Genomic DNA, 22,911 nt, shown 5'->3' with positions numbered 1-22,911 from the left:
GAACATCAAATGGAAAAAGATCATGATTGCGATATTGACAGACAAGCCCAATGTGGGAAAAGAGATAGCAAGAATTCTGGGAGCACATACCAGAGAGGACGGATACATGAGCGGGAACGGGTACATGGTGACATGGACCTTCGGCAACATGCTTTCACTGGCCATGCCGAAGGATTACGGGATGGACCGCCCGGAACGCGGGGACTTCCCGATAAATCCCGCCCCCTTCAGACTGATGGTAAAACACATCAAGACCGATACGGGATGGATACCGGACATCAACGCGGTCCTCCAGCTGAAAGTGATCGAAAAAGTATTCGACGCCTGCGAAAGTATCATTGCGGCCACCGACGCCTCCCGGGAGGGGGAAATGGTGTTCAGGTACCTTTACCGGTATCTGGAATGCAGGAAATCCTACCGCCGTCTATGGATCTCGTCACTTACGGACGAAGCCGTGCTGGAAGGAATGGACAACCTCAGGCCCGGCAGCCTGTATGACCACATGTTTCTGGCAGCGGACAGCCGCAACAAAGCGGACTGGGTACTGGGACTCAACGCCAGCTATGCCCTCTGCCAGGCGACCGGAACGGGAAACAACTCACTGGGACGGGTGCAGACACCCATACTGGCAGCCATAAGCAGCCGTTACCGTGAACGTGAGAACCACATTGCCACGGACACCTTTCCGGTTTTTATCAGCCTGTGCAAAAATAACACCCTGCTCAAAATGCGCTGTACGGAAGAATTCACAGACCGGGAGGCGGCTGCACGGCTTTACAGTGACTGCAAACTGGCCGGACATGCACGCGTCACCGCTGTCAGCAGACAGGTCAGGGAGATAGAGCCTCCAGCCCTCTACAACCTGACCGAACTCCAGAAAGACGCCAACAACTATTACGGAATGACTGCCGGAAAATCGCTTGAAATCGCACAGAAACTTTATGAGAAGAAACTGATTTCCTATCCGCGAACTGCCGGACGTTTCCTTCCACGGGACGTTTACGACAAACTGCCCCGTATCATGGAGAAAATCCTGAACAGGAAGGAATTCCGACCGTATGTCAGAAGCATGGGGATCAACATATTCGACCTGCCGGACAAGGTAGTCGACGAAGGACAAGCGGCGGAACACCACGCCATCATCATTACCGATACATATCCGGAAGGATTAAACCGGGAAGAGATGCAGCTGTACATGATGATTATCGGACGGATGCTGGAAGCCTTCATGCCCGTATGCAGGGCGGAATACACCACTGTGGATGCCGTATGTGCCGCACGAAATTTCCGGTGTCATGCCTGCCGCATCATTGAAAAGGGATGGTTCGGCATATTCGAAAGAGAAAGCGTCATTGCAGGAAGGGAATACGGCTTCTCCCCCATCCCGCAACTGGAAAACGGGGAGACGGCCGCTGTTACCGGATGCAGCCTGATACACAGGAAGGACCTGACCGTATCCGCATATACCGACGCGGAACTGATCACCTACATGGACACTGCCGGACTGGGAACGGCGGCCACGCGTACAGGAATCCTGCAGACCCTGATTGACCGCAAATATGTACGTTATTCAGGCAAATACATCATCCCCACACGAAAGGGGCTTTACATATATGAGACGGTACGGAACATGAAAATAGCGGAAACCGCACTGACTTCGGGCTGGGAGGCGCAACTGGCACGAATGGAAAGGGGAAAGCTTACACAGGAAGAATTCATGAAAGGGGTACTCAAACTCTCGAGAGAGGTAACGGAAGATATCTTCCGGAAATGTGAAAGATAGAAGCTATATATAGGAACGGGAAATGCAGGCTGAAAAGTCTGCATTTTTTATTTATCAGACATCTGTTATGCCGCTTTTAGGCGGCAAAGGTACCGGATTACCCCGTATTCGTGTCAAGGCAGCCCTGCGGGCCGGTCGGCTGAAAGAAAATCATCCTCGCTGTGCTCCGGTATTTTCTTTCGCCAAGCCTTGACACAAAAGGGCAATCCGGGGGAAGGAGGCCTGTAAAATCGGGAAAACAGATCCCGAAGAGATAATCATACACTCATAAAAACAACAAGGACATGAAACAGAAATCCATCGCAAGCATCTGCAAGCCGGCGGTCACACTGCTGGCAGCCGCAGTAATAATCCTGCTATGCCGCAAAGGCATAATTCCGGTACATACCATCCTGTTACTGACAATAGCGGAAAGCATAATCCGTATTTTGCTAAAACTCCTCCCGTTCCTGGCGACAATTCTCACCATTCTGATCCTTATCGGAATGTTATTATAAACCCTTAAACTACAAATGAAATGGAAACAAGAAAATTCACCCCGTCAGCTCCGGTCGCACCCGCACTGTGGCCGACAACGCGAAGCATCAGGCCTGCAAAGAGAAGATTTCCCAATACGATTGATGAGCCCAGAAATATCGGGTATTATCTCAAGCCACTGCTTGACATCACGAAGCGACCGGACAGAGACGAAATTCTGAAGACATATCTCAAGGAAACCTATGTATAACAATAAAAAACAACCATTATGTTTTTCCAATCAATTTATCAGATGATGTCGGCAGGCACAGACCTGAACATCAACATCAGGAGAACGGACGGAAAACTGTCCGTAGCGGTAATACCCAAACGTACAACACTCAAGGATGAAGCCGGACAGGCCATCGTGCCGCTCATACTCAACGGCACCCCCATGGAACTGGACGGACAATTCCTGCAGATCATCACCACACCGCTGCAGAAAGCGCAGGGAATCCTCACCAACCTTGAAACCTTCGAGCAACAGGCACGGCTCGCCGCAACACAAGGCAAGGCGGCCGGAACCGCCAACGACAAGAAGACAAAAGAGGCACGTGAAAAACAGGAAAAGATGGAAAAACTCCTCAAACGTGCGGAGGAGGCGTTCACGGCAGGAAGATACTCGGAAGCGACAACCTGCTTCAGGCAGGCCAAGGTACTCGCAGATACGGACAGGCAGAAACAGATAGAGGCAAGGATACAGGAAGTGCAGAAGGAGTCGTCACAGGGCTGCCTGTTTCCTGAAACGGACACACAGCCGCTTCCACAACAGCCGCCCGCAAACGGTACGGCGAACGGTAACCGACCTGACGGACAAATGCGGATGTTCACGTCACAACCGCCACAACAGCCTGTACAGCAGGCAATCCCGCAACCGGTACAACAACCGGTGCCCCGGCCGCAGATAGTACAACCGCAGCCCGTACCACAATATTATCCGGGAACACCGCAACCACAGCCAATGTACGAAGGATACTGCCGGAATCCCGCAAACGGCAGTCCGCAACAAACAGCGGAACAGCCCCAAACATACTTCCTCCAGCCCGGCGGACAGTACCCACAGACACAACCATGGCAACAGCCGCAACCCGTCCCCCTGCAGCCGCAGGCAACCGTCATACAGACAACCCGGGAAAATACGGGCAGGGAATACCAGTCACCGCCACAACCGGCCGCAGAAGCGCTCACTTTTGACAAGGACGATGAAAGTGACAGGGAACTGTTGCGTGAAGACCCGTATGCGGAATACATAGACTTCCCGCAGGAATGCCGCATGAAGGACGAGACACAGGCGGAGCTTATATGTTGTTAAACCATTAAAACTTTAAATAATATGACACTTGATATCAAAGGACTCAAAAGAGTATTCATCCTGAAAAAAGGAAATGACACCCTGACACTGGAAGATCCGGACAGCAGAATGTCCCTTTCCGAAGTGACGGACTTCTATTCCATGAACTATCCGGAACTGACCACGGCAACCCTGCACGGGCCGGAACTCGAAGAGGACCGCGCGATATACCGGTTCAAAACCACCATAGGAACGAAAGGATAAGCCATGGCAAAGAAAACAAACCCTAAGAAAAAGGAGGAGACAACATGCAGACAGTTATCGGAACTACAAACGGAAGACCTGGCACGACTTATTATCAGCGAGGCCGGATGCACAGACATCAGCCGGGGAACCGGCAGCAGAAAGAAAAGAAGGCTGCCGCCGGCAGGAACCGTAATGATTTTCTAACGGGGAGAATTCTCCCCGTTACCCCCGATTACTGTATGGAGATCCGCGCGGGAGAGAAAATCAATCTTACGACAAGGGAGAATTTTGATTTCCTGTACCGATCGGCACTCAGATACAGCGCACTTGTCGGCCTCAGGCTTCCTTTCCGTCCGACCGGGAAATCACCGAGGATGAACATCGTCAAACTGTACCGGGCAATGGACACCATACTCCCGGAGCATGTCAACCTGGAAGAGGAGAACGGAAGGCTGTACTTCTGCCTCTACCGGTTCCATGAGTGGCCGGAATATAAACTGTTCTGGATACCGCTGGAATTCACGGAGAGACTGCCGGAGAAACTCGGAAAGATAGCACTGGAATTTATCCGGCAGCTCGCCCGGCACCATGGCATACCCAAAAGCACGGATACCAGCTACCACGAAATGGCACACGATTACCTGGAAGACTACAGGCTCTACGACGAAGAGGCGACGGCAGGAGAGATCAGACGCAAGGCCGCACTTGCCAGACTGTATGAAAAAGGGAAGGCGCACCGTATACTGAAGAGAATGGACAATCCAAAGGGATTTCTTGCGGATCTGGAGGGGGAAATACGGAAATACCATACGAAGAAGAACAATGAGCGGGCATTGCTGGAACTGCTCACGGAAGGTACGGCATACATTTCATACGGCAGCCCGAGCATCATGCAATACTCCTACGACTGGGCATACGAGAAGGCAGCAGATTTCAGGCCGGTGGGACTGGATACGCAGATAATGGTCACCTGGTCGGTAAAGGACGCCATGAACGACGAAATGGAAAGCTATTTCAACTCGGACTATCAGGAATCATATGTGATCACACCCGTCACGACATTCCACCTGACACCGGACACGGAAAAGCCTTTCTCCATGGATGACTTTCCGGAGCGGTTCTCCCATTGGCTCGAACGCTTCACAAAACTCATTACAAACAACTTCTAATAAAACAGGAAAATGAATGAACTGACAAAACAGATGCAGCAAATCATGCATCCCAGAGCGGTACTTGTCGCCTATGAATGCGAAACGACAGGTTACTCAACCCCGCGAAGTTATCTCGAACTCAGGCCCGTCAATGAGAAAGGACGGATGGGGGCCGGCATTCCGGTAACCTATGAGTTCATGAACTCACTGGTGGAATCACACACGGAAAGCATGAGCGGAATCCCGCACGGACGCATCCCCGGGAACATGCTCCTGTGCGACTCTAGAAAAGGGCGCGAAAGGTACATATGGTACAATCCGCCACAGAAGAGAAAAATGTACTTTCAGGACGGGCTGCACATTACAGACGGGACATTCAACGTACCGGGCGTCATCTACGTGGTGGAAAGGGAATGCATGGACATACACGCCTTCAAGGGAGCAATCCCCGAAGAGCGGACAGAACTGTATCTGGCGCCGTTCTTCAATGTAGCCGGGGCGAACGTCTGCCTGGGCAGCTCATCGCCAAAGAAACCGCAGGACATGGATTTTCTGGAATTTCAGGAATACTGGGAAAAGCGTTTCTGGATGAGCGAGTTCTCACATTTGGGAGGTAACAGGAACCCGACCCGCAGCAACCTGGTTTCCGTAACGGAACATGCACGGAACAATCCGTTTGATTACAGCGAGTTACAACAATCCGGGAAGAAACTTAAAGACATACTGGCATGAAAAAGATTCATTACACGGACAACTACCTGCTGAAACCCTACCATCCCGTCACCATCCATGTTGCGGGTGCAGGGGGCACGGGATCACAGGTCATAACCAATTTGGCACGCATGAACGTCGCGTTGCAGGCACTGGGACACCCGGGCCTACATGTCACCGTATTCGATCCCGACATTATTACGGAAGCCAACATAGGACGCCAGCTCTTCAGTGAGATGGAACTAGGGCAAGGCAAGGCGACGGCGGCCGTCACACGCGTCAACCGTTTTTTCGGAACAACATGGACGGCGGAAAACTGCCGCTATCCCGTACGGAAAACACAGGAAAACGGAGATGACAGGACAAAGCCGGCAAATATCATCATCACCTGCACCGACAATACCCGCTCACGACTGGAACTGTGGAGATTCCTGAAAAAATACAGGGAGACCTCCGTAAACAATGAAAGGGCGGTTTATTACTGGATGGATTTCGGGAATGCGCAAACCACCGGGCAAGTCTTCATAGGTACTGTCCGCAACAAGATACGGCAGCCGGCATCAAAAGAATTCATGCCGGTACCCGGAATGAACGTCATCACCGAGGAGGTGAACTATTCCACAATAGAAGAGAAGGACTCCGAACCGAGCTGCTCACTGGCGGAAGCACTGGAAAGACAGGACCTGTACATCAACTCCATACTGGCACAAGTCGGCTGTGACATCCTATGGAGGATGTTCAAGGAAGGAAGAACCCTGTACCGGGGAGCATATATCAATCTGGACACACTCCGGGTTAATCCGATACCGGTATAAGCCATGTGAAACAGACAGCCGCCCTTGCCGCCAACAGTTGCTGCGGCAAGGGAAGCATCGGTATTTTTTTTCAATCCGTATAAAACCGGAACCGGATTCAGGATTTAATCCGCACTAATCCGGCAACACCCTTCCCCGTTTTAACCAGTTCGTATTTCTCAAGCCTTTCATACAATTTGCCGAGCGTCCTGCAGCCATACCTTTTCACTTTGAATTTGGGCATCAGCTTCTTCAGCACCCCTCCAATCAAAGACAAGCTGACCTCCGCCTTACCGTCAGCAGCCTGTTCAAAAGCCTTGTCAAAGTATTCCATATCTCTTTGAATAAAAAATTCAGGTGTATTTTCCTGAAAAGGCTTCTCCTCCTTCCGGTCAGCCAATAGAAACTCAGTACAGGAACGTACCAGTGCCGCCGGAGTCTTTCCCTCCCCGTAACCGAGGACCGTCAGACCACTCTCCCTGATACGTTGTGCCAGCAGGGTATAATCCCCGTCACTGGCGACCAGACAAAAACAACCGACCCGCCCCTCATGAAGGATGTCCATCGCATCCATAACCAACGCGATATCCGTCGTATTCTTTCCCGGCACAAAAGAGGAAGCCTGCACCATCCTGAACGAATAATCCCTTGCCGCATCCTTCCAACCGGAAAGGGATTTTTTAGTCCAGTCACCATATATACGTCTCACAACGGCAGCACCATAGCGGGATACGAACCGCATCACATCTTCCATCTTCTCGGAAGAAGCATTATCGCCGTCAATCAAAACCGCGACAGACAAATCTTTTTCTTTTTTCATACCGAATCCTTAAGCTGCAAAAATATAACAGGTTCCCGCAAATATAAATAATTGAACCTATTTTTTCTTTCCCCTATGCCGCAAAAAATCCTGTATTTCCGAACTACGATAAAAATTCTTCCCGTTCTCGTCCGTCTGGTAGTAGCGGATAAGCCCCTTTTCACGGTAACGGGCAATGGTCCGTTGCGTCACGCCCAGAAGTTGCGCAAGGTCACAGTTATCCAGCAAGGTGTCGCCGTCCAGGCAGTCTTTCAGGCGGTTCATACGGTCAAGTTTCTTTTCAAGGCGATTAAAACCTTCCACCATAGTCATGATCATTTTCTCAAGTACCTCATTATCTATATACATCATGGCATATCCTCCATTGTTTTAAAAAGTGATTACCTGAATACTCTTCCTGTGCGCACTACAAGAGTATATTACACTATAATGAAAATTACATGCCGGATTCAAAAAAACGAATCCATCTTTTTACATAACATTCTAATTCACAAAGAAATATAAAATAAAAAATTACAAAAAGCACTGTAAAATGTAATCCCGGATGTTGTAAAGTCCGGGTACAATTTGTAAATACGACTTACAACTCGACCAGCTATCCGTGAAATCTGACGACATCTGCTGACACCTGTAGTCAGAGACTTGGAGACAAACATGCCGGCAGTATACCTTTACATCGGACAAAAAATCAAAAGCTTATGGAAGTGATCAGTATCGAAGCCGCAACATTTGAAGAAATGAAGCAGGCGTTAAGCTCAATCATCCGGGATATCCGGACAGGAAGAGGAATACGGCAGGAGGAAAGACTGACGGAATGGATGGATAATCAGGAAGCATGCATTATGATGGATATCTCTCCAAGGAAGTTGCTTACTTTGCGCAGCACGGGAAAAATCCCGTACAGCAGGATAGACAGGAAAATCTATTACCGGAAAAAAGACATCGTCACATACATGGAAGGAGTGTTACAAAAAGGAAACAATTAAACAAAGAAATATGGCACATGACTTACTGACAAGGGAAAGTCCGGAAATTATCCGGTTCTTTCAGGACATTGGACACATCACTGAACTCTTAAGAAGCGAACCGGACAGATACAGACCTATCCTGAACGGTGACAGGTACATCACCGAAGCTGAACTGTCCGAATCACTGAAGATAACACGCCGGACACTGGTTGAACACAGGACAACCGGGCTTATCCCCTATTACCGGCTGGGAGGCAGGATACTTTATAAAGAGAAGGATATTATAAAACTGCTGGATGAAAACAGGCTGGAAGCTTTTTAAAAGCCGGCAGTATAGAAGAGAACGTCTTCGGAAATTTTCCTAAAGACGTTCTCTTCATATATATGCCATTCATTCCAGCATAAATGAATACATTATAAAGTTTTCTGTAATTTTATGCCAATACTATTTGGAGGAATCGAACCTTTTCCATATCTTTGCACCGTCAAAAAAATGACAGCGATAAAGATTGAAATAGTTGAAATTAGAAATATGGCTAATTCAATGGTTTTGATTTTAACGATATAAGATTTAGTGCTGTCTATCAGGACTTTAAAAACAAAGAACTTTAAATGTTCGATTCCTGGTGGCACCACTTCTTCAAGCAATCGGAATGTAGCGCAGTTGGTAGCGCACTACGTTCGGGACGTAGGGGTCGGGCGTTCGAGTCGCCTCATTCCGACCAAAGCGACAAGTAATGAAAATTGTTTGTCGCTTTTTCTTTTTTCATCTCTGCAAACCTCTGTAAGTCTGCGGAAAATCTAAATTAGAGGGCACTAGAAATTAGATTCATTTTTTAAGAAAATGCAACGGTAACTTTATCCAACTTAGATGCTACATCCTTCAATGCATCCACCAAGACGCTCAATTCCCTATCTGTAAAAGCAGCAGCCTTGCCATGAACTATATTTCCATTTAGCCTCTGATAAAACCAAGAAGCACTTTTCCCAAAATAATCTTTAGCCAAAGAAGATACAGAAATATATGGCAAAATAGGCTCCATTTGTTGGCGAATAGAAAGAGTTCTTCGTATATCTGCAACTTCCTGACGCATACGTTTAAAATCATCACTAACGCCTGCAATCAGATTTTCCTGTTCAATCTCATTCATAGAATCCATCAACTCAGAAAGTTCACGATCAATATCGTTACGTTCCACATCAGAAGCCTTCTTCCATTGCTCTTTCAACTCAAAAAAACGTTTAACCTTATCCATATTATCCATCTTTAAAATTAAACAATCAAAAAGGAAGTCCGTTCCCTTGGCCTTTGGGAACGGATTCCTTTCTACTGGAGTAATTTACTAAGTCGCTTGATTTCCTCTTCATGCCACTTAATTTCCTTATCCAATACCGCTTTCATGTTTTTACTTCGAGGAGCAAGTTCATGATACTTGCGGAGATAGAAGATGAGGTCTTGCTCTAATTCTTCTATCCGAGCCTTTAACTCATTGTCATTATTCATAAGAGCTCTTGTCTTAATGACAATACAAAGATAACAAAAATATTATCAACGTCAAAAGAGTTGATAATATTTTTGTTATCGATTTAGTTCCTTAACAAAAGGCCTGACTTTCCAAACAACTAATGATACAGAAATATAACGTTTGAAAAACATCAACTCTACAAGCTTCTTTATTACCTCTTGTTAATTAAGGAAACTTTGCAGGTATTCCCTAAAGATTGGTAAAAAATAATTTATACTAATACTAATGTAAGATGTTTTATTAACTTAGCGGTGTTGTTTTACATATGGCTCAGATTTGGAAAAATTAGATATATAATCACTAAATATTAACGCTATGAAATTATTTGTAGAAATCACGAACAGGCAAATTGGCTTTAAAAAAGCTGACTACTTCACTTTTAACATTGAAGCATGTTATCATCCCACAAATTTATGGATGCTAAAAAATCAAGGAGAAGAAAGAATTGTAAAAGGAGTAATTCATAGTTTCATCTATAAAAAAGTTTTATGTGTAATGTATGTTACAACTATAATTAATGATATTACTTTCCATGGAAAAGTCGTATCAATAGCTACAGGAAATTATGGAGGAATTCAAAATGTACTAGTCTCTCTAGATGATGAATATCCCAATTATGAGTTTAATCAGGATGATTATTCTTTTGAAGAAGGCGAAACATATTTTATCGATTTAGATGAGTTAAGAACCAATAAAGGCTTCGAGAATTTATCACCTGTTGATTGTTTTGCTAAACTAATCAACAATGACAATATAGGATATGATATACGTTTTGATAGATATATCCTCAACTCTGAAAAAATATTAGATGCATCCGAATATCTTGATTTAACAGAATAGTTAGGACGAAATCGGGACGACAATACAAGAGAACACTAACCTATTATATCATGAAGAACAAATTCTACCTTCTCTCAGTAGCAGCCGCTACCCTGTTGTGCGCCAGTTGCACAAAGACTCAAACTACCCTTTCGGACAAGGAGCAAACGTTCAATCCCCCCATCATGGGATGGAGTTCATGGAATGTATTCCGGGTTGACATCAGCGAAGATATTATTAAACATCAAGCCGACCTTATGGTGAAGAAAGGTCTGAAAGATGCAGGGTATCAGTATATTAATGTAGATGACGGCTTCTTTGGGAAAAGAGATGATAACGGTGTCATGCACACACATAAGACACGTTTTCCGAATGGTATGAAACCGGTGGCAGACCACATCCACGGCCTGGGCATGAAAGCCGGTATCTATACGGATGCAGGTAACAACACCTGCGGTTCCATTTGGGATAATGACGCGGCAGGAGTAGGCGCAGGCATCTATGGTCACGAACCGCAGGATGCCCAGTTATACTTTGGCGACTGGGGATTCGACTTTATCAAAATAGATTATTGCGGCGGAGACGTGCTGGGACTGAATGAAAAAGAACGCTACACTTCTATCCGCAACAGCATAGACAAAGTGAACAAAGATGTTTCCGTGAATATCTGCCGATGGGCTTTTCCCGGTACCTGGGCGAAAGACGTAGCCACTTCCTGGCGTATCAGCGGAGATATCAATGCACATTGGGGTTCCTTGAAATATGTTGTCGGAAAAAATCTCTACCTATCCGCCTATGCCGGCAACGGACATTACAATGATATGGATATGATGGTAATCGGATTCCGTGATGACAGCAAAGTAGGCGGAAAAGGACTTACCCCGACTGAGGAAGAAGCCCATTTCGGTTTGTGGTGTATCATGAGCTCCCCTTTGCTTATCGGTTGCAATCTGGAGAGCCTGCCGGAATCTTCTCTCGAATTGCTGACAAACAAAGAGTTAATCGCACTCAATCAGGATCCACTAGGATTGCAGGCTTATGTAGCGCAGCATGAAAACGATGGGTATGTATTGGTGAAAGATATCGAACAGAAACGTGGCAATGTACGTGCAGTGGCATTATACAATCCTTCTGATACGGTATGCACTTTTTCCGTTCCATTCTCTTCTTTGGAATTTGACGGAAATGTGAAAGTACGTGACTTGGTAAAGCATGATGATCTCGGTAGCTTCTCCGGCAACTTTGAACAAACTCTGCCTGCCCGCAGCGCCATGTTCCTCCGCATGGAAGGCGAAACACGCCTGGAACCGACTCTATATGAAGCAGAATGGGCATACTTACCTCTCTTCAACGACTTAGGTAAGAATCCTAAAGGTATTATTTATGCTAACGACAAGGAAGCATCCGGCAAAATGAAAGTGGGATTTCTCGGCGGACAACCGGAAAACTATGCTGAATGGAGCGAAGTGTACAGTGGAGACGGCGGACGCTACAACATGACTGTTTACTATTCATTCGGTAAAGGACGTCAGTTGGAAATAGATGTCAATGGCATTATTACCAAAATTGATTCATTGGGAGAGGATAATAAACACAATCAAATCTCCATCCCTGTTGAACTGAAAGCCGGATATAATACCATTCGTATGGGTAACAGCTATAACTGGGCACCTGATATTGACTGCTTTACACTGACTAAAGCACTGTAAAATAATAACTACCATATAAAAAGGAGCAAAATGAAATAAATTCATAATTGCTCCTTTTCTGTTTTAGCTATGTCTAGTTTCTATTACGGATTCACTATAATTTCCGCTTTCTCCTGAAGGTACAACTGCAACTGGGCATCTTTCCCCGTCGGAGTCCACATAACACGCTTGCATTCTCCTACCTGTAAAGCGTTACGATGTGTTCCGCTACCTCTAAGATACTCCGTATCTATGTCACAGTTTTCAATTCCCCAGTCCCATGCACTATTCAAGTTCAGATAGAAATTTTCCATTTTACTATCCTTTGCCGTAAACCTCAATTCTTCTCCATCTATACTAAAAGAACGGAATTGGCAAGAATCAAGCAATACTTTCTGATAAATGGCATGCACAAACAAAGAATCCATTTTCACCTCCTTCAAATTCAGCCTTAAACCTTGCGTATTGATAAAAAGGCTATTTAACGAATCTACAGACATTTGGACATCTATTCCGGTCGCATACATATAATCCTTATTACGGAATTTCTTCGGAATATTACGGTTATTAAAATCAAATTCCATCAATAACGTGTCATTCATCCGGTTAACTTTCAGATATTCATTCTTCGGATAGACAATCTTTCTTTCCCCTGCCGCAGAAGGACTTGACATCTTCACATCTCCATTCATGTAAATCCTCCTTTCTTTACTATCTTCGGACTGGCTGACAAACATCTTCACCACATGTATACCATCCATATTCATTTCAACCAGCTCTCCTCCTACGAAAAGACCATTCTCAGGATATGGTTTTTCGGATGTAGAAATGAAAATAATAGATGCAATAATGACAATCAATCCGGAGACAATAAGCCCTATTAATATATAAGTAGTACGTTTCATAATATTTCGTTTTTATTTCTGCTTTTTTATAAACTCACGATACATTGGTTCTATCTCTTTCATCGGAATATCAAGCGTATAAAGCTGACGAAAAAAGTACTCCAACTCTTCTTTCAAAAAAGTTTCTTTGCGAAGAGAATGAATCAACTCCTTTGCTCCCGAAGCTACAAAATACCCTATACCACGTTTATTATAAATAATATTCTGTACCTGGAGATAATCAAAAGAACGCATCACCGTATTGGCATTCACCTCTACAATAGCAGCATATTCTCTGACCGAAGGTACACGTTCTTCTTCCGGATACTGCCCCAGCAATATCTCATCACAGATTCTATCTGCAATTTGTAAATAAATGGCTTTACTTTCTTTAAAATTCATAAGCTAAGGATTACATTCGGTTAATAATTTCTGATTCCTTAAAACGGAAGTAGGCAAGGATCCAGTTAAACAAGGTAAAGAATATGCTGACAGCGATTAATAATCCCCACATAGCTTCATCGGACATCGCAATATCATCCCAAAAAGAATAATACACACCACTCTTCAACAACATCTTACCCATAAAAGCACCGACTCCAAAATATCCCAGTACAATAACCGTTACCGATGCAAATGTTTTCAGAAATGAGTTTTTAGACCATATAGTACTACCCAGAATAAATAAAGATTGAACGAAGAAATATCCTGCCATCAACGCCCCAAATTCCCATCCGGTTCTACACAATGCATAATAGCTTTTTTTGCCGACCAAATGAGATAAATCAACAGGAGAAATAAACCACTTTTCAGGATAGGCCAACGAGTAAACCATCACCCGCGTATAATCCGCCAACTTATAAGTAATCAGAAAAACCACCAGAAATACCACCGTAAATACAAACCAACGTGAGAAAAATTTCTCGAAAGGAGTTGCCGGGGTCATTAACGTAGAAATACGATTGGTTTTTGTTTTCATCTTCTCCATAGTAAACGAAGCGCTTAGACAGCCGAAGATCCACAAGCCCCATATAAAAGCAACCAGAAGAAATGACCACGTCGGGTCTTCCGTACTTTTATATCCATGCCTGTATTCAAAATATCCGTTCCAAACCATCGCCACCGTCATCACTCCGTAAAGCAACACGATACGAAGCACATTCGATCTCCAACTCTCCACCATCTCTTTGCGGCAGAGATTCATAAAACGGGGCAAACTGAAAAAAGTATCTTTTATCATCGTCTTTTATTTTTGAGCGTGAAACAATCGGGCTATCTCTTCGGGAGCGGCCAACGTAGCATTAAACAGAAGTTCCAGGTTAATCTCCGACTCTTCCTTTTCCACATTGGGAAGTATCAGATGGTTACCTTGAATCGTAGGAATAGCAAAAAGAGCAGTCTTTGCCAACTCGCGGTCGTCACTCTCCACAAAGTAAAGTTTCTCACAGATTTCACTTGTCGATTCATCGAGCAACACACGACTCTCATCCATAATCAACACATGATCGAGCACCTTATCTATATCACGAACCTGATGCGTAGAAATCACAATCGTCTTTCCATCCGACATGCCCGACGCGATAAACTTGCGGAACTGGCTCTTTCCGGGAATATCCAACCCATTGGTCGGCTCGTCCATCAAGAGCAGCGAAGTATTCGTCGCAAGCGCGAAACTCATGAACACCTTCTTCTTCTGTCCCATAGACAACGCCCCGAGATCAATATCAATATCCATCTCGAAACAATGAAGGTACTTAATCATATCCTCCTTACTAAAACGGGGATAGAAGGGACTGTTCAGCTCCACATAGCTGACCAAGGATACCGAAGGCAATTCAAATTCCTCCGGAACCAGAAACATATCCTGCAAAGTGACCGGCAACCGGCGACGCACATCCGTATCGTGGAACATCACCCTGCCACTTTTAGGCATCAACAGCCCGGACATCAGATAAAGAAGAGTAGACTTTCCGGCTCCATTCTTTCCCAGCAGTCCATATACCCTGCCCGATTCGAATGAAAGAGAAAAGTCGCGGAGCACCGCCCGATTCGATTTACGATAAGTAAATGAAAGATTTTCTACTGCAATCATAGTACTTTTGTTTAATGAATTAGTCAATTCTAGTGTATTAGTATAATAGTACACTGCAAAAGTAGGTAATCTTTTGAATAAAGCAATAGAAAAGCAGAAAAAAATGCAAAAAAAGGAGAAGCTAAGATCACTCTCCACTTCTCCTGTCACGACAAACAACTAAAATTATTCACTATTTGATGCCATCCAATGCCCTTTTAGCAGTAGCATTAGTGGGGTCTATAGCCAGAATTTTGCTCCAGTAATCCCTGGATGTATCTTTGTTCGCCTTCGCTTCGGCTTTCAGTGCCGGGTTTTCGATGGCTAGCAAATAATAGTATCCAAGATAACTGTAACATTCAATCAAAGCAGCATTGTAATGAGGGTCGTTTTTACTTTCCAATAAAGTAGCCACTTCCTCATAGAAAGGTTTCGCCAGTCCCAGGGTTGTTTCGGGGTCGAGTGCCGAATTGGCACGTGCCCGCCAGAAATTACCCAGATAGCTGTCCGGTGCCGCTACTGCGATGGCCTGGAAAACAGAATCGGCAGATGCCAGAGCCTGTTTGCGCTCATCGACAGTGATTGTTAACGAATCAGGTTGCGTACCCGCTCCATAATAAAGTCTGCCAAACTGGAATTGTAAATCCGGAGTCTGTTTTTCTTTATCAAGAGAGGAATAATATTTATGGTAAGCACCGATCGCTTTCTTATAATCATTCTTCTGCTCGTAAGCAGCAGAGATGTTCTTGTAAAGCTCCGTCTTCGTCGGTTCCATTTCAACCGCCTTTTCATACTGCACTACTGCATCGTCATACTTCTTCAAGTCTTCCAGCAGATGCCCGTAATACATATAGTCCAAATACGAATAATCGGCTTTGTCACATTCATTAAAGAAAATATCCGCAGCCTTTATCGCTTCGTCAAAACGCTTCAGATCCGTATAATTATACATCGCCAACCGGTTGAACGCAGCGTGACGGGGATTCTTCCGCAAACCCATGTTAGCCACTTCGAGCGATTTGGCAAAGTCATGATTCAGGAACAAGGCAAACGCATACTTCACTAAATCTTCTTCAGTGGCCGTCGGGCCCATTGCAAAGCGCGAATAAGCATCCGCCGCTTTACTAAAATCATTCTTTAAATAATAAATCTCGGCAAGTTTTTTGTCTACGGCTGTGTTGGACGGTTCCAGGGCTTTCAATTGTTCCAGTTTTTCAATGGCAAGACTCGCGCTTGCCGACTTATAAATATCCGCATACTTCAGATAAGCATCCGCACATTTCGGATCAAAATAAATCGCTTCCTCATACTTTTGAGAAGCAAGTCCCGCATTTTTCTGTTTCACGGCAATGTCACCCTCCAGTACAGAAGCCATAGGCGATTTACCGTCCGCTTTTCGCGCAAGGGCAGCATACTCCTGCGCTTCGGTGAGTTTGCCGGCATCCAGATAGGCTTCTCCGACAGCCACCAGAAGTTCCACATTCTTCTTATTCTTTCCTTTTATCAGATGTTCAGCTTCTTCGGCAGCCTGTGCCGGATTCGTCTGAATAGTTTCCTTCAATTTCGCGACACCTGCCTGCCATTCGGCATCAGATGATTGTGCGCAGAGCGACCCAACTGCTATAAACGCTCCAGCTAAAAACATTTGTACTCGTTTCATGATAGTCTCTAATTTTAGTTATTATTCGTCTTTCACATGGACAATACGCACCGGCTGTGTAGCCGGAACAAGTCCGGATTTTAATATGATCCGCTGCCCCTTGTCGGATGTCATAAAAGAAGTGAATCCCCAGGGCAGCCCGTTGCGGGGATCATTCAGAATTGCATAAATCGGACGTGCCAACGGATAGTTGCCGTAGTACAGATAAGCCTGATAAGGTTTATAACTATTTTCGGGAGTCGCCACATCTCCGGCACTCACCGCCATCACTCTGATTTCTTCCTTGAAAGAAAGGTTCGTGGTATCACTGCGGTTGCCCAGCCAGTTCACCCCGATCACCCCTATCGCCGCGGGATTCTTCGCTACAAAATCTATCACCTGCTGATTGGTCTTCAAGGCACTCACATTCTCCGTAGCCAGCGGTTTCCCGCCACATACAGAATCCATTGCAAAGCGTACGGTGCTCGAATTCTTATTGTCGAATACCACCTGAATATCCTTCAGCCCGGAGTTGGAGTTCACCTGTTTCCAAGTCTTCGCTTCTCCCGTCAGGATACGGCGGAAATCGCGTACACTCAACAAAGAATCCGGATTCGCACGGTTCACAATCAATGCCAGGGCATCGGTCGCCAACTTAATCTCACGAGGATAGAACTTACGGCTGTGAAACGAATTCATCTCTTCTTCAGTCAGCGTCCGGGTAGCGACAGCCAACCGGACACTGTCTTTCAGAAGTAAATTAATCGCTTCCACTTCCGTCGTGTAGCGAGGGACAATCCCGGCCAGAGGATACAGGCTCTCGAATACATCAATCTCTTCCTGTATGATAGGCTCGAAACTCGCATCCGCCGCAATAGCTATCACGCCGGACGAATACGTATCCGTCTGTCCCTCTTTCGATTTAGAGCGGCAAGCACTTAATGCCAGCAGCAAAACGATTCCTATCAGCCAAAATTGTCTTTTCATCATCTTTTATTGTAATCTGAACATTACCGGGACGGTGAACTTCACACGCACCGCTTTACCATTCTGCTTACCCGGAATCCACTTCGGCATACTCTTTACCACGCGTACCGCTTCCTTATCCAGATAAGGGTCTACGCCACGGGCGACGTGTACATCCGAAATAGAACCGTCGCGCTCTACCACAAACTGAATAATGACACGCCCTTGCGTTCCATTCTCCTGAGCGATAGTCGGATATTTGATATTCTTACCCAGATAAGACATCAATTCCTGTTGTCCACCCGGGAAAGCAGGCATCTGCTCTACCATGTCGAACACCTTTTCCGGCTCCGGCGCAGCCTGAGTCACCACTTGCTTCAAGTCCGCGATATCCTTACCGTTGGCTTCGTCATTCCCTTTCACGTCGGCAATGGAGATAGCCACCTTCGTAGAAGTCAGTTCTTCCTGACTCTTGATCTCATTATCCTCGTGCACCTCCTCATCCTTCTTGATGACAGGAGCCGTAAACTTGATAGAACTCTTCAATGCAGGCGGGGGAGGCGCAACAGGTTCCACCCGTTTCATCTCTTCCTGCTTGATTTCCGGTTCTGCCAGTTTCGACAGGGTCGTGACCTCCGTCATTACTTCCTTCTGTTTCGGGGTTGCCAACTTCACCAACGTAGGAATTGTAAAACCTATCAATGCGATGACCAATACGGCCAACATAGCCCAATTGTGCCGTTTCGTTGAATCGGCGCGCATCTTATAAGCGCCATACGCCTGATTCTTGCCTTCAAAAATCAGTTGACACCATTCCGAAGAAGTCAAATCTATTTTTGCCATTTTACTTTTCTTTTTTAGGTGTTACATCATTTATCGGCCAAATTCTGCGACAACGCTCCCTTCGCATCAAAATTCTTAATCAAGAATTCGTCCGCTTCGGCAATGTCCGTAATCACATACTTACCTATATTGCATATCTGCATTTCGTCCAGCGCGTCAATCAGATTCATATAAGAAGCATCGTCCGTCGCCTTGATAATCACGGTCGGCGTATCTTTTCCGCTCTTAATTTCGGAAACCTGTTTCCGGTATTCCTCCTCTGATATCTTGAGGTCAAGCTTCTGCTGCTTCAAAGCTCTCACTTTGTTCACGGCAGCCGCGTTCTTCTGAAGAAGTATGGAACGTATTCCGTCCGGGGTGTAACTCGTCTCTTTCAACGAAGTGTAATCCTTATAGTTCGGTTCCCCTTCGTAATAATAGAGCTTGTTATCCGCTCCCAGCAGCAATGTAATTGCCTGCGAAGCCTTCACCATACTCTTCTGTTGTTCAGTAATATTCTTGTCGTTGCTCGGCATGCTTATCTCCATCGTCTGAGGTTTGCTCAGGGTGGTACAAAGCATGAAGAAAGTAATCAGCAACATATTCATATCCACCATCGGGGTGAAGTCCACCCTTACGGCAAATTTCTTCTGTTTGCCCTTTCCATTTTTTCCGCCGCTCTCTTGTACTTCAGCACTCATTCTGTTTCCTCCTTTTTATTCTTCAGATGTCGCTTTGAGAGAAGTAATCAGATTATACCGATTCTCCCGCAAATCCTGAAGTGAGTTCATAACGTTCTTTATCACTGAGTATGGAGTTGAAGCATCTGCCTTGATAGCGATACGCAAGTCAGCATTGGCGATACGTGCGTTGCGCACCCATGACTTGAACTGATTGTCGGTACTATCGCAAGGAATCCCTTCGTTTTTGAGAATCTTGTCCCGCTGTTCTTCAGGAAGATCCAGGAATTTCTGCATACTTCTGATAGGCACTCCGAAAGTAGAAGCCAATGTAAACCGCTTCTCCTGTTCGGGAGTAAACTTGACGCCATACTCTTCTCCCATGCTCTCCAAAACAGCCTGCATATCCTGCTGCTTGTCGAGGCTCATAAATATCTTCCCGTTCGGGTCTACCAGAATCTGGAGCACGTTTGTCTCCGGGATTTTGATTTCCGATACGGAAGCCGGAGTGTTCACCTGCACCGGTTCTTTCTTCACAAATGTTGAAGTCAACATAAAGAAGGTCAGAAGCAACACAGTAACGTCACTCATAGCAGTCATATCTATGAACGTACTTTTCTTTTTAATTTGCGCTCTACCCATGATTAATAGATTTTAAAGGGTTCGCAGAATTAATGAGTAGCAGCAAAAGTTTGCACGATAGAGAATCCGACTTCGTCGAGTCCATAAGTCAGTTTATCAATTTTGTTAGTGTAGTAGTTGTAAGAGATAACAGCCAATGCACCCGTCAAGATACCGAAAGCAGTGTTAATCAAAGCCTCGGAAATACCTTGCGACAAGGCCATGGAGTCAGCACCACCACCGGCAGACAGAGCGGCAAACGAACGGATCATACCGATTACAGTACCGAGCAATCCCATCAATGTACCCAATGTGGTGATGGTGGCGATAATCGGAAGATTCTGTTGCATCATCGGCATTTCCAGTGCGGTAGCTTCTTCCAGTTCTTTTTGGATGGCCAGCAGTTTCTGCTCCTTGGACAAAGCAGTGTTCTTTTCCATCTCGTCGTATTTGCGAAGAGTAGAAGTAACAACATTAGCCACAGAACCTTGTTGCTTGTCACAGATTTCCTGTGCTTTCTTAATATCGCCGGCAGCCAGGGCAGCTTTGATATTAGCAACGAATTTAGCTAAAGAACCTTTTCCGAAAGCAGATCGGAGAGCAAAATAGCGTTCGATACTCAATGCGAGTACGGTTAACAACAGTGTCTGAATGACAGGCACAATAATACCACCTTTGTAAATAGTACCCAAAAAGTTGCCGGGCAACGGATGGTTGTTAGGATCATTGTTCATAAAGTTGGACGGATTTCCCAACAGGAAATGGTAAATACACACTGCCAGAATAAAACAGCAGATAATCACGATACCGGCATTCTTTATACCTACAACTTGAGTTTTTTTAGTAGTTTCCATAATAAGTTTTTTGTTAAGATATTAATTTTAGTTATTTAGAAAATTTCAAATGATTAGATAATACACTGCGCTACAGACCCCGCGACTTTTTAAGCATAAAAAAGGCGCACAGTTCATACAGAGTATAAAAAGTAATTAATACGGGAAAAAAGATTGGAATTTTAAATAAGGATACGTCTTAGAGCGAATACATAGTAATCGCTACAGATAATGGAGTAATGTGGATCCTTATCCGAGTAATAAGATTTACTTTGATCTAATACAAGTGAGTTTTCTCTTAACAAGAAGAACTTATGTATAGTGTCTTTTAAAGAATCATTTATTTCGATGATCCTGCGTAGACGGTAGTTATTGGCATTTGATTCAGTTACCGGCTTAAAGCCCAATTCTACGTCCGAAATAGACAAAGCCTGAGAGTTATCATAACCCACAGAATGACTATTGACAGAAGAGCGTTGATTGGTACCGGAAGATGATTCGGAGATTTGACAAGAAGAAGCACATTCTGAAATACAGGAAGATGGATTCCCGGCATTTCCACTTATGCTAAAGGATAGCATCAGCAGAAGAAAAGCTAATATGAATTTCGGGGAAGCTTTCATTGTATTTCAGTTGTTTATTATTGTCCTTTTGACATTCGACGACAAATGTAGCAATTAAATGCACAGGTTTGCCGTTGTTCACATCATTTAAGCTATTAAGTTTAACTCTATTATTAGAACAAGCCTGAGAGGGTTTTGTTCTTTAAGAAAGTAATTTTATGTCTTAAAAAAGATTTAATACTCAAAGATGAAGTAAAATACGAAGTATATAGAATGAACTATGAAATGCAATTCGATGAATTTTGATTCACTTTTACACTTAATTATCTCATAAATAGGCATATCTTTGTGAGAAAATTTATGAATATATGAAAGATGAAGCAATAAAACATATAATCAGCAGGTGTAATCTAAATGAAATAGTTGATATACTGTCCGACAAATTGAGTGGTTCAGAGTTAAACTCTTTGCTATTAGAGGTGTTTGACAGGCGTACCACAAAAGAAACACCATCTTCCTTATTGAGCAAATACAGTAAAAACAAATTGGCTAAACCTGCACAATTAGATTTTCTGGAATTTAAAGAGGAAGAATTGGAATGCTGTAAAATAATTGCAAATAACAACTATGAATTAATTGAGTTATCTCCTGTTGCCCAACTAGGTACAAGTAGTGTAATGGCAACAGTAAATCAAAAAAAAGTTCTTACGGCACTAAGAAACACGGAAGTTCAGTCCGACCCGACAAATGCAATAGCTTTGCATTATGCTTCATTAAAGAAAAGTAATGAACTGTCTGAGAAAACATATAATTTTGGTAATGTATCAAGAGTTATAAGAACTCAGGTTTTCTCAAACCCAAATTTTACACCTCATTTTCCTCTTTTGTGCCTAATCTCGTGCGGTATGGATACGGGTAGTTTTGAATTTGAAAGAACTGAATTACATAAACATTTAGCCATAACACAGAAGGTCTGCAAAGAAGTCTTTGGGTTTGAAAATATATTCTTTGAAATTATACCCTGCAAAGGATATAACGAAAAAAGCCAATTGGTATCAGATACCTTATTTTATACTAAAAATAGGGGTTTGGACATTCGTATTGCCAAATCAGATTCACATAATAATTATTACTACGGCATTAGAATTAAAGCTAAGATTATTATTAATGGGGTAGAACATGAAATAGGTGATGGAGGATTACTTAACTGGACCCAAAACTTATTGGCAAATAAAAAAGAACGTATGCTCACAATGGGGATAGGGATACAATTATTGCACTTATTCAAGAAACAAAAATGCTGAAATCCACAAACTAGCATCATCTTCGGTAATAATATCTTTCCATGATAATTTATGCAGGTCTGCTTACACTGCTTGTTTATCGAGAACCATGAGATGTATAAAAACAGAAAGCCCCTTGATTCTTTCGTTGAATCAAGGGGCTTCTTAAAAACGGCGGCTACCTACTCTCCCACTGTTACGCAGTACCATCGGCGTGACGAGGCTTAACTTCTCTG

The 22,911-nt window shown here is 44.4% G+C and carries 29 protein-coding genes and 1 tRNA gene; 15 read left to right on the top strand and 15 right to left on the bottom strand.

Annotated features, from left to right (window positions below):
• Window positions 1–22 precede the first annotated feature (22 nt).
• The 9 genes from BQ7997_RS03470 (at window position 23) to BQ7997_RS03435 (ending at window position 6,513) form a co-directional block, all read left to right on the top strand.
• Entirely contained in the window at window positions 23–1,783 is a 1,761-nt protein-coding gene (locus tag BQ7997_RS03470) for a DNA topoisomerase (protein ID WP_011108421.1), read from the top strand.
• A 284-nt stretch (window positions 1,784–2,067) separates the two neighbouring features.
• Window positions 2,068–2,280 (top strand): hypothetical protein, encoded by a 213-nt coding sequence (locus BQ7997_RS03465; RefSeq protein ID WP_004323218.1) that lies wholly within the window; start codon window positions 2,068–2,070, stop codon window positions 2,278–2,280.
• 20 nt (window positions 2,281–2,300) lie between these two features.
• Complete coding sequence (locus tag BQ7997_RS25860) at window positions 2,301–2,510, top strand: hypothetical protein (RefSeq protein WP_073343634.1); 210 nt, start codon at window positions 2,301–2,303, stop codon at window positions 2,508–2,510.
• 18 nt (window positions 2,511–2,528) lie between these two features.
• Window positions 2,529–3,611 carry a PRTRC system protein E gene (locus tag BQ7997_RS03455; RefSeq protein ID WP_011108422.1) on the top strand — a complete coding sequence of 361 codons (1,083 nt, stop codon included), beginning with the start codon at window positions 2,529–2,531 and terminating at the stop codon, window positions 3,609–3,611.
• 21 nt (window positions 3,612–3,632) lie between these two features.
• Window positions 3,633–3,854 (top strand): PRTRC system protein C, encoded by a 222-nt coding sequence (locus tag BQ7997_RS03450; protein WP_073343632.1) that lies wholly within the window; start codon window positions 3,633–3,635, stop codon window positions 3,852–3,854.
• 3 nt (window positions 3,855–3,857) lie between these two features.
• On the top strand, window positions 3,858–4,040 hold the full coding sequence (locus BQ7997_RS25855) for a hypothetical protein (RefSeq protein WP_225011944.1): 183 nt from the start codon (window positions 3,858–3,860) through the stop codon (window positions 4,038–4,040).
• On the top strand, window positions 3,962–5,005 hold the full coding sequence (locus BQ7997_RS26045; RefSeq protein WP_306668133.1) for a hypothetical protein: 1,044 nt from the start codon (window positions 3,962–3,964) through the stop codon (window positions 5,003–5,005). The genes BQ7997_RS25855 and BQ7997_RS26045 overlap by 79 nt, the downstream gene beginning before the upstream one ends.
• A 12-nt stretch (window positions 5,006–5,017) precedes the next feature.
• Window positions 5,018–5,719 (top strand): prokaryotic E2 ligase family D protein, encoded by a 702-nt coding sequence (locus tag BQ7997_RS03440; RefSeq protein WP_073343629.1) that lies wholly within the window; start codon window positions 5,018–5,020, stop codon window positions 5,717–5,719.
• On the top strand, window positions 5,716–6,513 hold the full coding sequence (locus tag BQ7997_RS03435; protein ID WP_011108426.1) for a PRTRC system ThiF family protein: 798 nt from the start codon (window positions 5,716–5,718) through the stop codon (window positions 6,511–6,513). Before BQ7997_RS03440 ends, BQ7997_RS03435 begins: the two co-directional genes overlap by 4 nt.
• 97 nt (window positions 6,514–6,610) lie before the next feature.
• Here the strand turns inward: BQ7997_RS03435 and BQ7997_RS03430 are convergent, their stop codons facing one another.
• Window positions 6,611–7,312, bottom strand: coding sequence for an NYN domain-containing protein (locus tag BQ7997_RS03430; protein ID WP_011108427.1), 702 nt, complete (start codon window positions 7,310–7,312; stop codon window positions 6,611–6,613).
• A gap of 57 nt (window positions 7,313–7,369) precedes the next feature.
• Window positions 7,370–7,663: a helix-turn-helix domain-containing protein gene (locus BQ7997_RS03425; RefSeq protein WP_004323231.1), complete on the bottom strand. Its 294-nt coding sequence runs from the start codon at window positions 7,661–7,663 to the stop codon at window positions 7,370–7,372.
• 347 nt (window positions 7,664–8,010) lie between these two features.
• Between BQ7997_RS03425 and BQ7997_RS03420 the strand changes: the two genes are divergently transcribed.
• The 3 genes from BQ7997_RS03420 to BQ7997_RS03410 all read left to right on the top strand — a co-directional run bounded on the left by BQ7997_RS03420 (window position 8,011) and on the right by BQ7997_RS03410 (window position 9,005).
• Window positions 8,011–8,298, top strand: a complete 288-nt coding sequence (locus BQ7997_RS03420) for a helix-turn-helix domain-containing protein (protein WP_011108428.1) — start codon at window positions 8,011–8,013, stop codon at window positions 8,296–8,298.
• Between the two features lie 10 nt (window positions 8,299–8,308).
• Window positions 8,309–8,602 (top strand): helix-turn-helix domain-containing protein, encoded by a 294-nt coding sequence (locus tag BQ7997_RS03415; RefSeq protein WP_011108429.1) that lies wholly within the window; start codon window positions 8,309–8,311, stop codon window positions 8,600–8,602.
• Window positions 8,603–8,929: 327 nt separating this feature from the next.
• A tRNA-Pro gene (locus tag BQ7997_RS03410) sits at window positions 8,930–9,005 on the top strand.
• Window positions 9,006–9,116: 111 nt separating this feature from the next.
• On the opposite strand, the gene BQ7997_RS03405 is transcribed toward BQ7997_RS03410, so the two are convergent.
• Complete coding sequence (locus BQ7997_RS03405; protein ID WP_073343627.1) at window positions 9,117–9,536, bottom strand: DUF5053 domain-containing protein; 420 nt, start codon at window positions 9,534–9,536, stop codon at window positions 9,117–9,119.
• Window positions 9,537–9,607: 71 nt separating this feature from the next.
• Window positions 9,608–9,784: a hypothetical protein gene (locus tag BQ7997_RS25660; RefSeq protein ID WP_162842106.1), complete on the bottom strand. Its 177-nt coding sequence runs from the start codon at window positions 9,782–9,784 to the stop codon at window positions 9,608–9,610.
• 337 nt (window positions 9,785–10,121) lie between these two features.
• Between BQ7997_RS25660 and BQ7997_RS03400 the strand changes: the two genes are divergently transcribed.
• Both BQ7997_RS03400 and BQ7997_RS03395 read left to right on the top strand, forming a co-directional pair.
• On the top strand, window positions 10,122–10,646 hold the full coding sequence (locus BQ7997_RS03400) for a hypothetical protein (RefSeq protein ID WP_073343624.1): 525 nt from the start codon (window positions 10,122–10,124) through the stop codon (window positions 10,644–10,646).
• Window positions 10,647–10,696: 50 nt separating this feature from the next.
• Window positions 10,697–12,334: an alpha-galactosidase gene (locus BQ7997_RS03395; RefSeq protein ID WP_073343621.1), complete on the top strand. Its 1,638-nt coding sequence runs from the start codon at window positions 10,697–10,699 to the stop codon at window positions 12,332–12,334.
• An 83-nt stretch (window positions 12,335–12,417) separates the two neighbouring features.
• Here BQ7997_RS03395 and BQ7997_RS03390 read toward each other — a convergent pair whose 3' ends face one another.
• The 11 genes from BQ7997_RS03390 to BQ7997_RS25840 all read right to left on the bottom strand — a co-directional run bounded on the left by BQ7997_RS03390 (window position 12,418) and on the right by BQ7997_RS25840 (window position 21,452).
• Window positions 12,418–13,218: a hypothetical protein gene (locus BQ7997_RS03390; protein WP_022138086.1), complete on the bottom strand. Its 801-nt coding sequence runs from the start codon at window positions 13,216–13,218 to the stop codon at window positions 12,418–12,420.
• Between the two features lie 12 nt (window positions 13,219–13,230).
• Window positions 13,231–13,599: a GntR family transcriptional regulator gene (locus tag BQ7997_RS03385; RefSeq protein ID WP_022138087.1), complete on the bottom strand. Its 369-nt coding sequence runs from the start codon at window positions 13,597–13,599 to the stop codon at window positions 13,231–13,233.
• Between the two features lie 10 nt (window positions 13,600–13,609).
• On the bottom strand, window positions 13,610–14,437 hold the full coding sequence (locus BQ7997_RS03380; RefSeq protein ID WP_022138088.1) for a hypothetical protein: 828 nt from the start codon (window positions 14,435–14,437) through the stop codon (window positions 13,610–13,612).
• 6 nt (window positions 14,438–14,443) lie between these two features.
• A complete protein-coding gene (locus BQ7997_RS03375) occupies window positions 14,444–15,289 on the bottom strand; it encodes an ABC transporter ATP-binding protein (protein WP_073343618.1) in 846 nt (281 codons plus the stop codon).
• A 172-nt stretch (window positions 15,290–15,461) separates the two neighbouring features.
• Window positions 15,462–16,928 carry a tetratricopeptide repeat protein gene (locus BQ7997_RS03370; protein WP_044653979.1) on the bottom strand — a complete coding sequence of 489 codons (1,467 nt, stop codon included), beginning with the start codon at window positions 16,926–16,928 and terminating at the stop codon, window positions 15,462–15,464.
• 21 nt (window positions 16,929–16,949) lie between these two features.
• Window positions 16,950–17,897 carry a PstS family phosphate ABC transporter substrate-binding protein gene (locus tag BQ7997_RS03365; RefSeq protein ID WP_044653978.1) on the bottom strand — a complete coding sequence of 316 codons (948 nt, stop codon included), beginning with the start codon at window positions 17,895–17,897 and terminating at the stop codon, window positions 16,950–16,952.
• Between the two features lie 3 nt (window positions 17,898–17,900).
• A complete protein-coding gene (locus tag BQ7997_RS03360) occupies window positions 17,901–18,716 on the bottom strand; it encodes an energy transducer TonB (RefSeq protein ID WP_022137168.1) in 816 nt (271 codons plus the stop codon).
• A gap of 26 nt (window positions 18,717–18,742) precedes the next feature.
• Window positions 18,743–19,396, bottom strand: coding sequence for an ExbD/TolR family protein (locus tag BQ7997_RS03355; protein WP_022137169.1), 654 nt, complete (start codon window positions 19,394–19,396; stop codon window positions 18,743–18,745).
• A 15-nt stretch (window positions 19,397–19,411) separates the two neighbouring features.
• Entirely contained in the window at window positions 19,412–20,017 is a 606-nt protein-coding gene (locus BQ7997_RS03350; protein WP_022137170.1) for an ExbD/TolR family protein, read from the bottom strand.
• A 29-nt stretch (window positions 20,018–20,046) separates the two neighbouring features.
• Window positions 20,047–20,850, bottom strand: coding sequence for a MotA/TolQ/ExbB proton channel family protein (locus BQ7997_RS03345; RefSeq protein ID WP_022137171.1), 804 nt, complete (start codon window positions 20,848–20,850; stop codon window positions 20,047–20,049).
• A 161-nt stretch (window positions 20,851–21,011) separates the two neighbouring features.
• A complete protein-coding gene (locus BQ7997_RS25840) occupies window positions 21,012–21,452 on the bottom strand; it encodes a hypothetical protein (RefSeq protein ID WP_022137172.1) in 441 nt (146 codons plus the stop codon).
• Between the two features lie 308 nt (window positions 21,453–21,760).
• Here BQ7997_RS25840 and BQ7997_RS03335 point away from each other — a divergent pair, with 308 nt between their 5' ends.
• Complete coding sequence (locus tag BQ7997_RS03335) at window positions 21,761–22,696, top strand: hypothetical protein (protein WP_073343615.1); 936 nt, start codon at window positions 21,761–21,763, stop codon at window positions 22,694–22,696.
• Window positions 22,697–22,911 lie beyond the last annotated feature (215 nt).

The organism is Bacteroides congonensis (assembly GCF_900130125.1).
Lineage (GTDB): Bacteria > Bacteroidota > Bacteroidia > Bacteroidales > Bacteroidaceae > Bacteroides > Bacteroides congonensis.
This window is presented reverse-complemented; position numbering and strand designations above follow the sequence as displayed.

What these genes read in the sequence shown, in the direction of transcription:
- BQ7997_RS03470 (WP_011108421.1), top strand. Translation starts at nt 23, where the DNA reads ATGATTGCGATATTGACAGACAAGCCCAATGTGGGAAAAGAGATAGCA.
- BQ7997_RS03465 (WP_004323218.1), top strand. Translation starts at nt 2,068, where the DNA reads ATGAAACAGAAATCCATCGCAAGCATCTGCAAGCCGGCGGTCACACTG.
- BQ7997_RS25860 (WP_073343634.1), top strand. Translation starts at nt 2,301, where the DNA reads ATGGAAACAAGAAAATTCACCCCGTCAGCTCCGGTCGCACCCGCACTG.
- BQ7997_RS03455 (WP_011108422.1), top strand. Translation starts at nt 2,529, where the DNA reads ATGTTTTTCCAATCAATTTATCAGATGATGTCGGCAGGCACAGACCTG.
- BQ7997_RS03450 (WP_073343632.1), top strand. Translation starts at nt 3,633, where the DNA reads ATGACACTTGATATCAAAGGACTCAAAAGAGTATTCATCCTGAAAAAA.
- BQ7997_RS25855 (WP_225011944.1), top strand. Translation starts at nt 3,858, where the DNA reads ATGGCAAAGAAAACAAACCCTAAGAAAAAGGAGGAGACAACATGCAGA.
- BQ7997_RS26045 (WP_306668133.1), top strand. Translation starts at nt 3,962, where the DNA reads ATGCACAGACATCAGCCGGGGAACCGGCAGCAGAAAGAAAAGAAGGCT.
- BQ7997_RS03440 (WP_073343629.1), top strand. Translation starts at nt 5,018, where the DNA reads ATGAATGAACTGACAAAACAGATGCAGCAAATCATGCATCCCAGAGCG.
- BQ7997_RS03435 (WP_011108426.1), top strand. Translation starts at nt 5,716, where the DNA reads ATGAAAAAGATTCATTACACGGACAACTACCTGCTGAAACCCTACCAT.
- BQ7997_RS03430 (WP_011108427.1), bottom strand. Translation starts at nt 7,312, where the DNA reads ATGAAAAAAGAAAAAGATTTGTCTGTCGCGGTTTTGATTGACGGCGAT.
- BQ7997_RS03425 (WP_004323231.1), bottom strand. Translation starts at nt 7,663, where the DNA reads ATGATGTATATAGATAATGAGGTACTTGAGAAAATGATCATGACTATG.
- BQ7997_RS03420 (WP_011108428.1), top strand. Translation starts at nt 8,011, where the DNA reads ATGGAAGTGATCAGTATCGAAGCCGCAACATTTGAAGAAATGAAGCAG.
- BQ7997_RS03415 (WP_011108429.1), top strand. Translation starts at nt 8,309, where the DNA reads ATGGCACATGACTTACTGACAAGGGAAAGTCCGGAAATTATCCGGTTC.
- BQ7997_RS03405 (WP_073343627.1), bottom strand. Translation starts at nt 9,536, where the DNA reads ATGGATAAGGTTAAACGTTTTTTTGAGTTGAAAGAGCAATGGAAGAAG.
- BQ7997_RS25660 (WP_162842106.1), bottom strand. Translation starts at nt 9,784, where the DNA reads ATGAATAATGACAATGAGTTAAAGGCTCGGATAGAAGAATTAGAGCAA.
- BQ7997_RS03400 (WP_073343624.1), top strand. Translation starts at nt 10,122, where the DNA reads ATGAAATTATTTGTAGAAATCACGAACAGGCAAATTGGCTTTAAAAAA.
- BQ7997_RS03395 (WP_073343621.1), top strand. Translation starts at nt 10,697, where the DNA reads ATGAAGAACAAATTCTACCTTCTCTCAGTAGCAGCCGCTACCCTGTTG.
- BQ7997_RS03390 (WP_022138086.1), bottom strand. Translation starts at nt 13,218, where the DNA reads ATGAAACGTACTACTTATATATTAATAGGGCTTATTGTCTCCGGATTG.
- BQ7997_RS03385 (WP_022138087.1), bottom strand. Translation starts at nt 13,599, where the DNA reads ATGAATTTTAAAGAAAGTAAAGCCATTTATTTACAAATTGCAGATAGA.
- BQ7997_RS03380 (WP_022138088.1), bottom strand. Translation starts at nt 14,437, where the DNA reads ATGATAAAAGATACTTTTTTCAGTTTGCCCCGTTTTATGAATCTCTGC.
- BQ7997_RS03375 (WP_073343618.1), bottom strand. Translation starts at nt 15,289, where the DNA reads ATGATTGCAGTAGAAAATCTTTCATTTACTTATCGTAAATCGAATCGG.
- BQ7997_RS03370 (WP_044653979.1), bottom strand. Translation starts at nt 16,928, where the DNA reads ATGAAACGAGTACAAATGTTTTTAGCTGGAGCGTTTATAGCAGTTGGG.
- BQ7997_RS03365 (WP_044653978.1), bottom strand. Translation starts at nt 17,897, where the DNA reads ATGATGAAAAGACAATTTTGGCTGATAGGAATCGTTTTGCTGCTGGCA.
- BQ7997_RS03360 (WP_022137168.1), bottom strand. Translation starts at nt 18,716, where the DNA reads ATGGCAAAAATAGATTTGACTTCTTCGGAATGGTGTCAACTGATTTTT.
- BQ7997_RS03355 (WP_022137169.1), bottom strand. Translation starts at nt 19,396, where the DNA reads ATGAGTGCTGAAGTACAAGAGAGCGGCGGAAAAAATGGAAAGGGCAAA.
- BQ7997_RS03350 (WP_022137170.1), bottom strand. Translation starts at nt 20,017, where the DNA reads ATGGGTAGAGCGCAAATTAAAAAGAAAAGTACGTTCATAGATATGACT.
- BQ7997_RS03345 (WP_022137171.1), bottom strand. Translation starts at nt 20,850, where the DNA reads ATGGAAACTACTAAAAAAACTCAAGTTGTAGGTATAAAGAATGCCGGT.
- BQ7997_RS25840 (WP_022137172.1), bottom strand. Translation starts at nt 21,452, where the DNA reads ATGAAAGCTTCCCCGAAATTCATATTAGCTTTTCTTCTGCTGATGCTA.
- BQ7997_RS03335 (WP_073343615.1), top strand. Translation starts at nt 21,761, where the DNA reads ATGAAAGATGAAGCAATAAAACATATAATCAGCAGGTGTAATCTAAAT.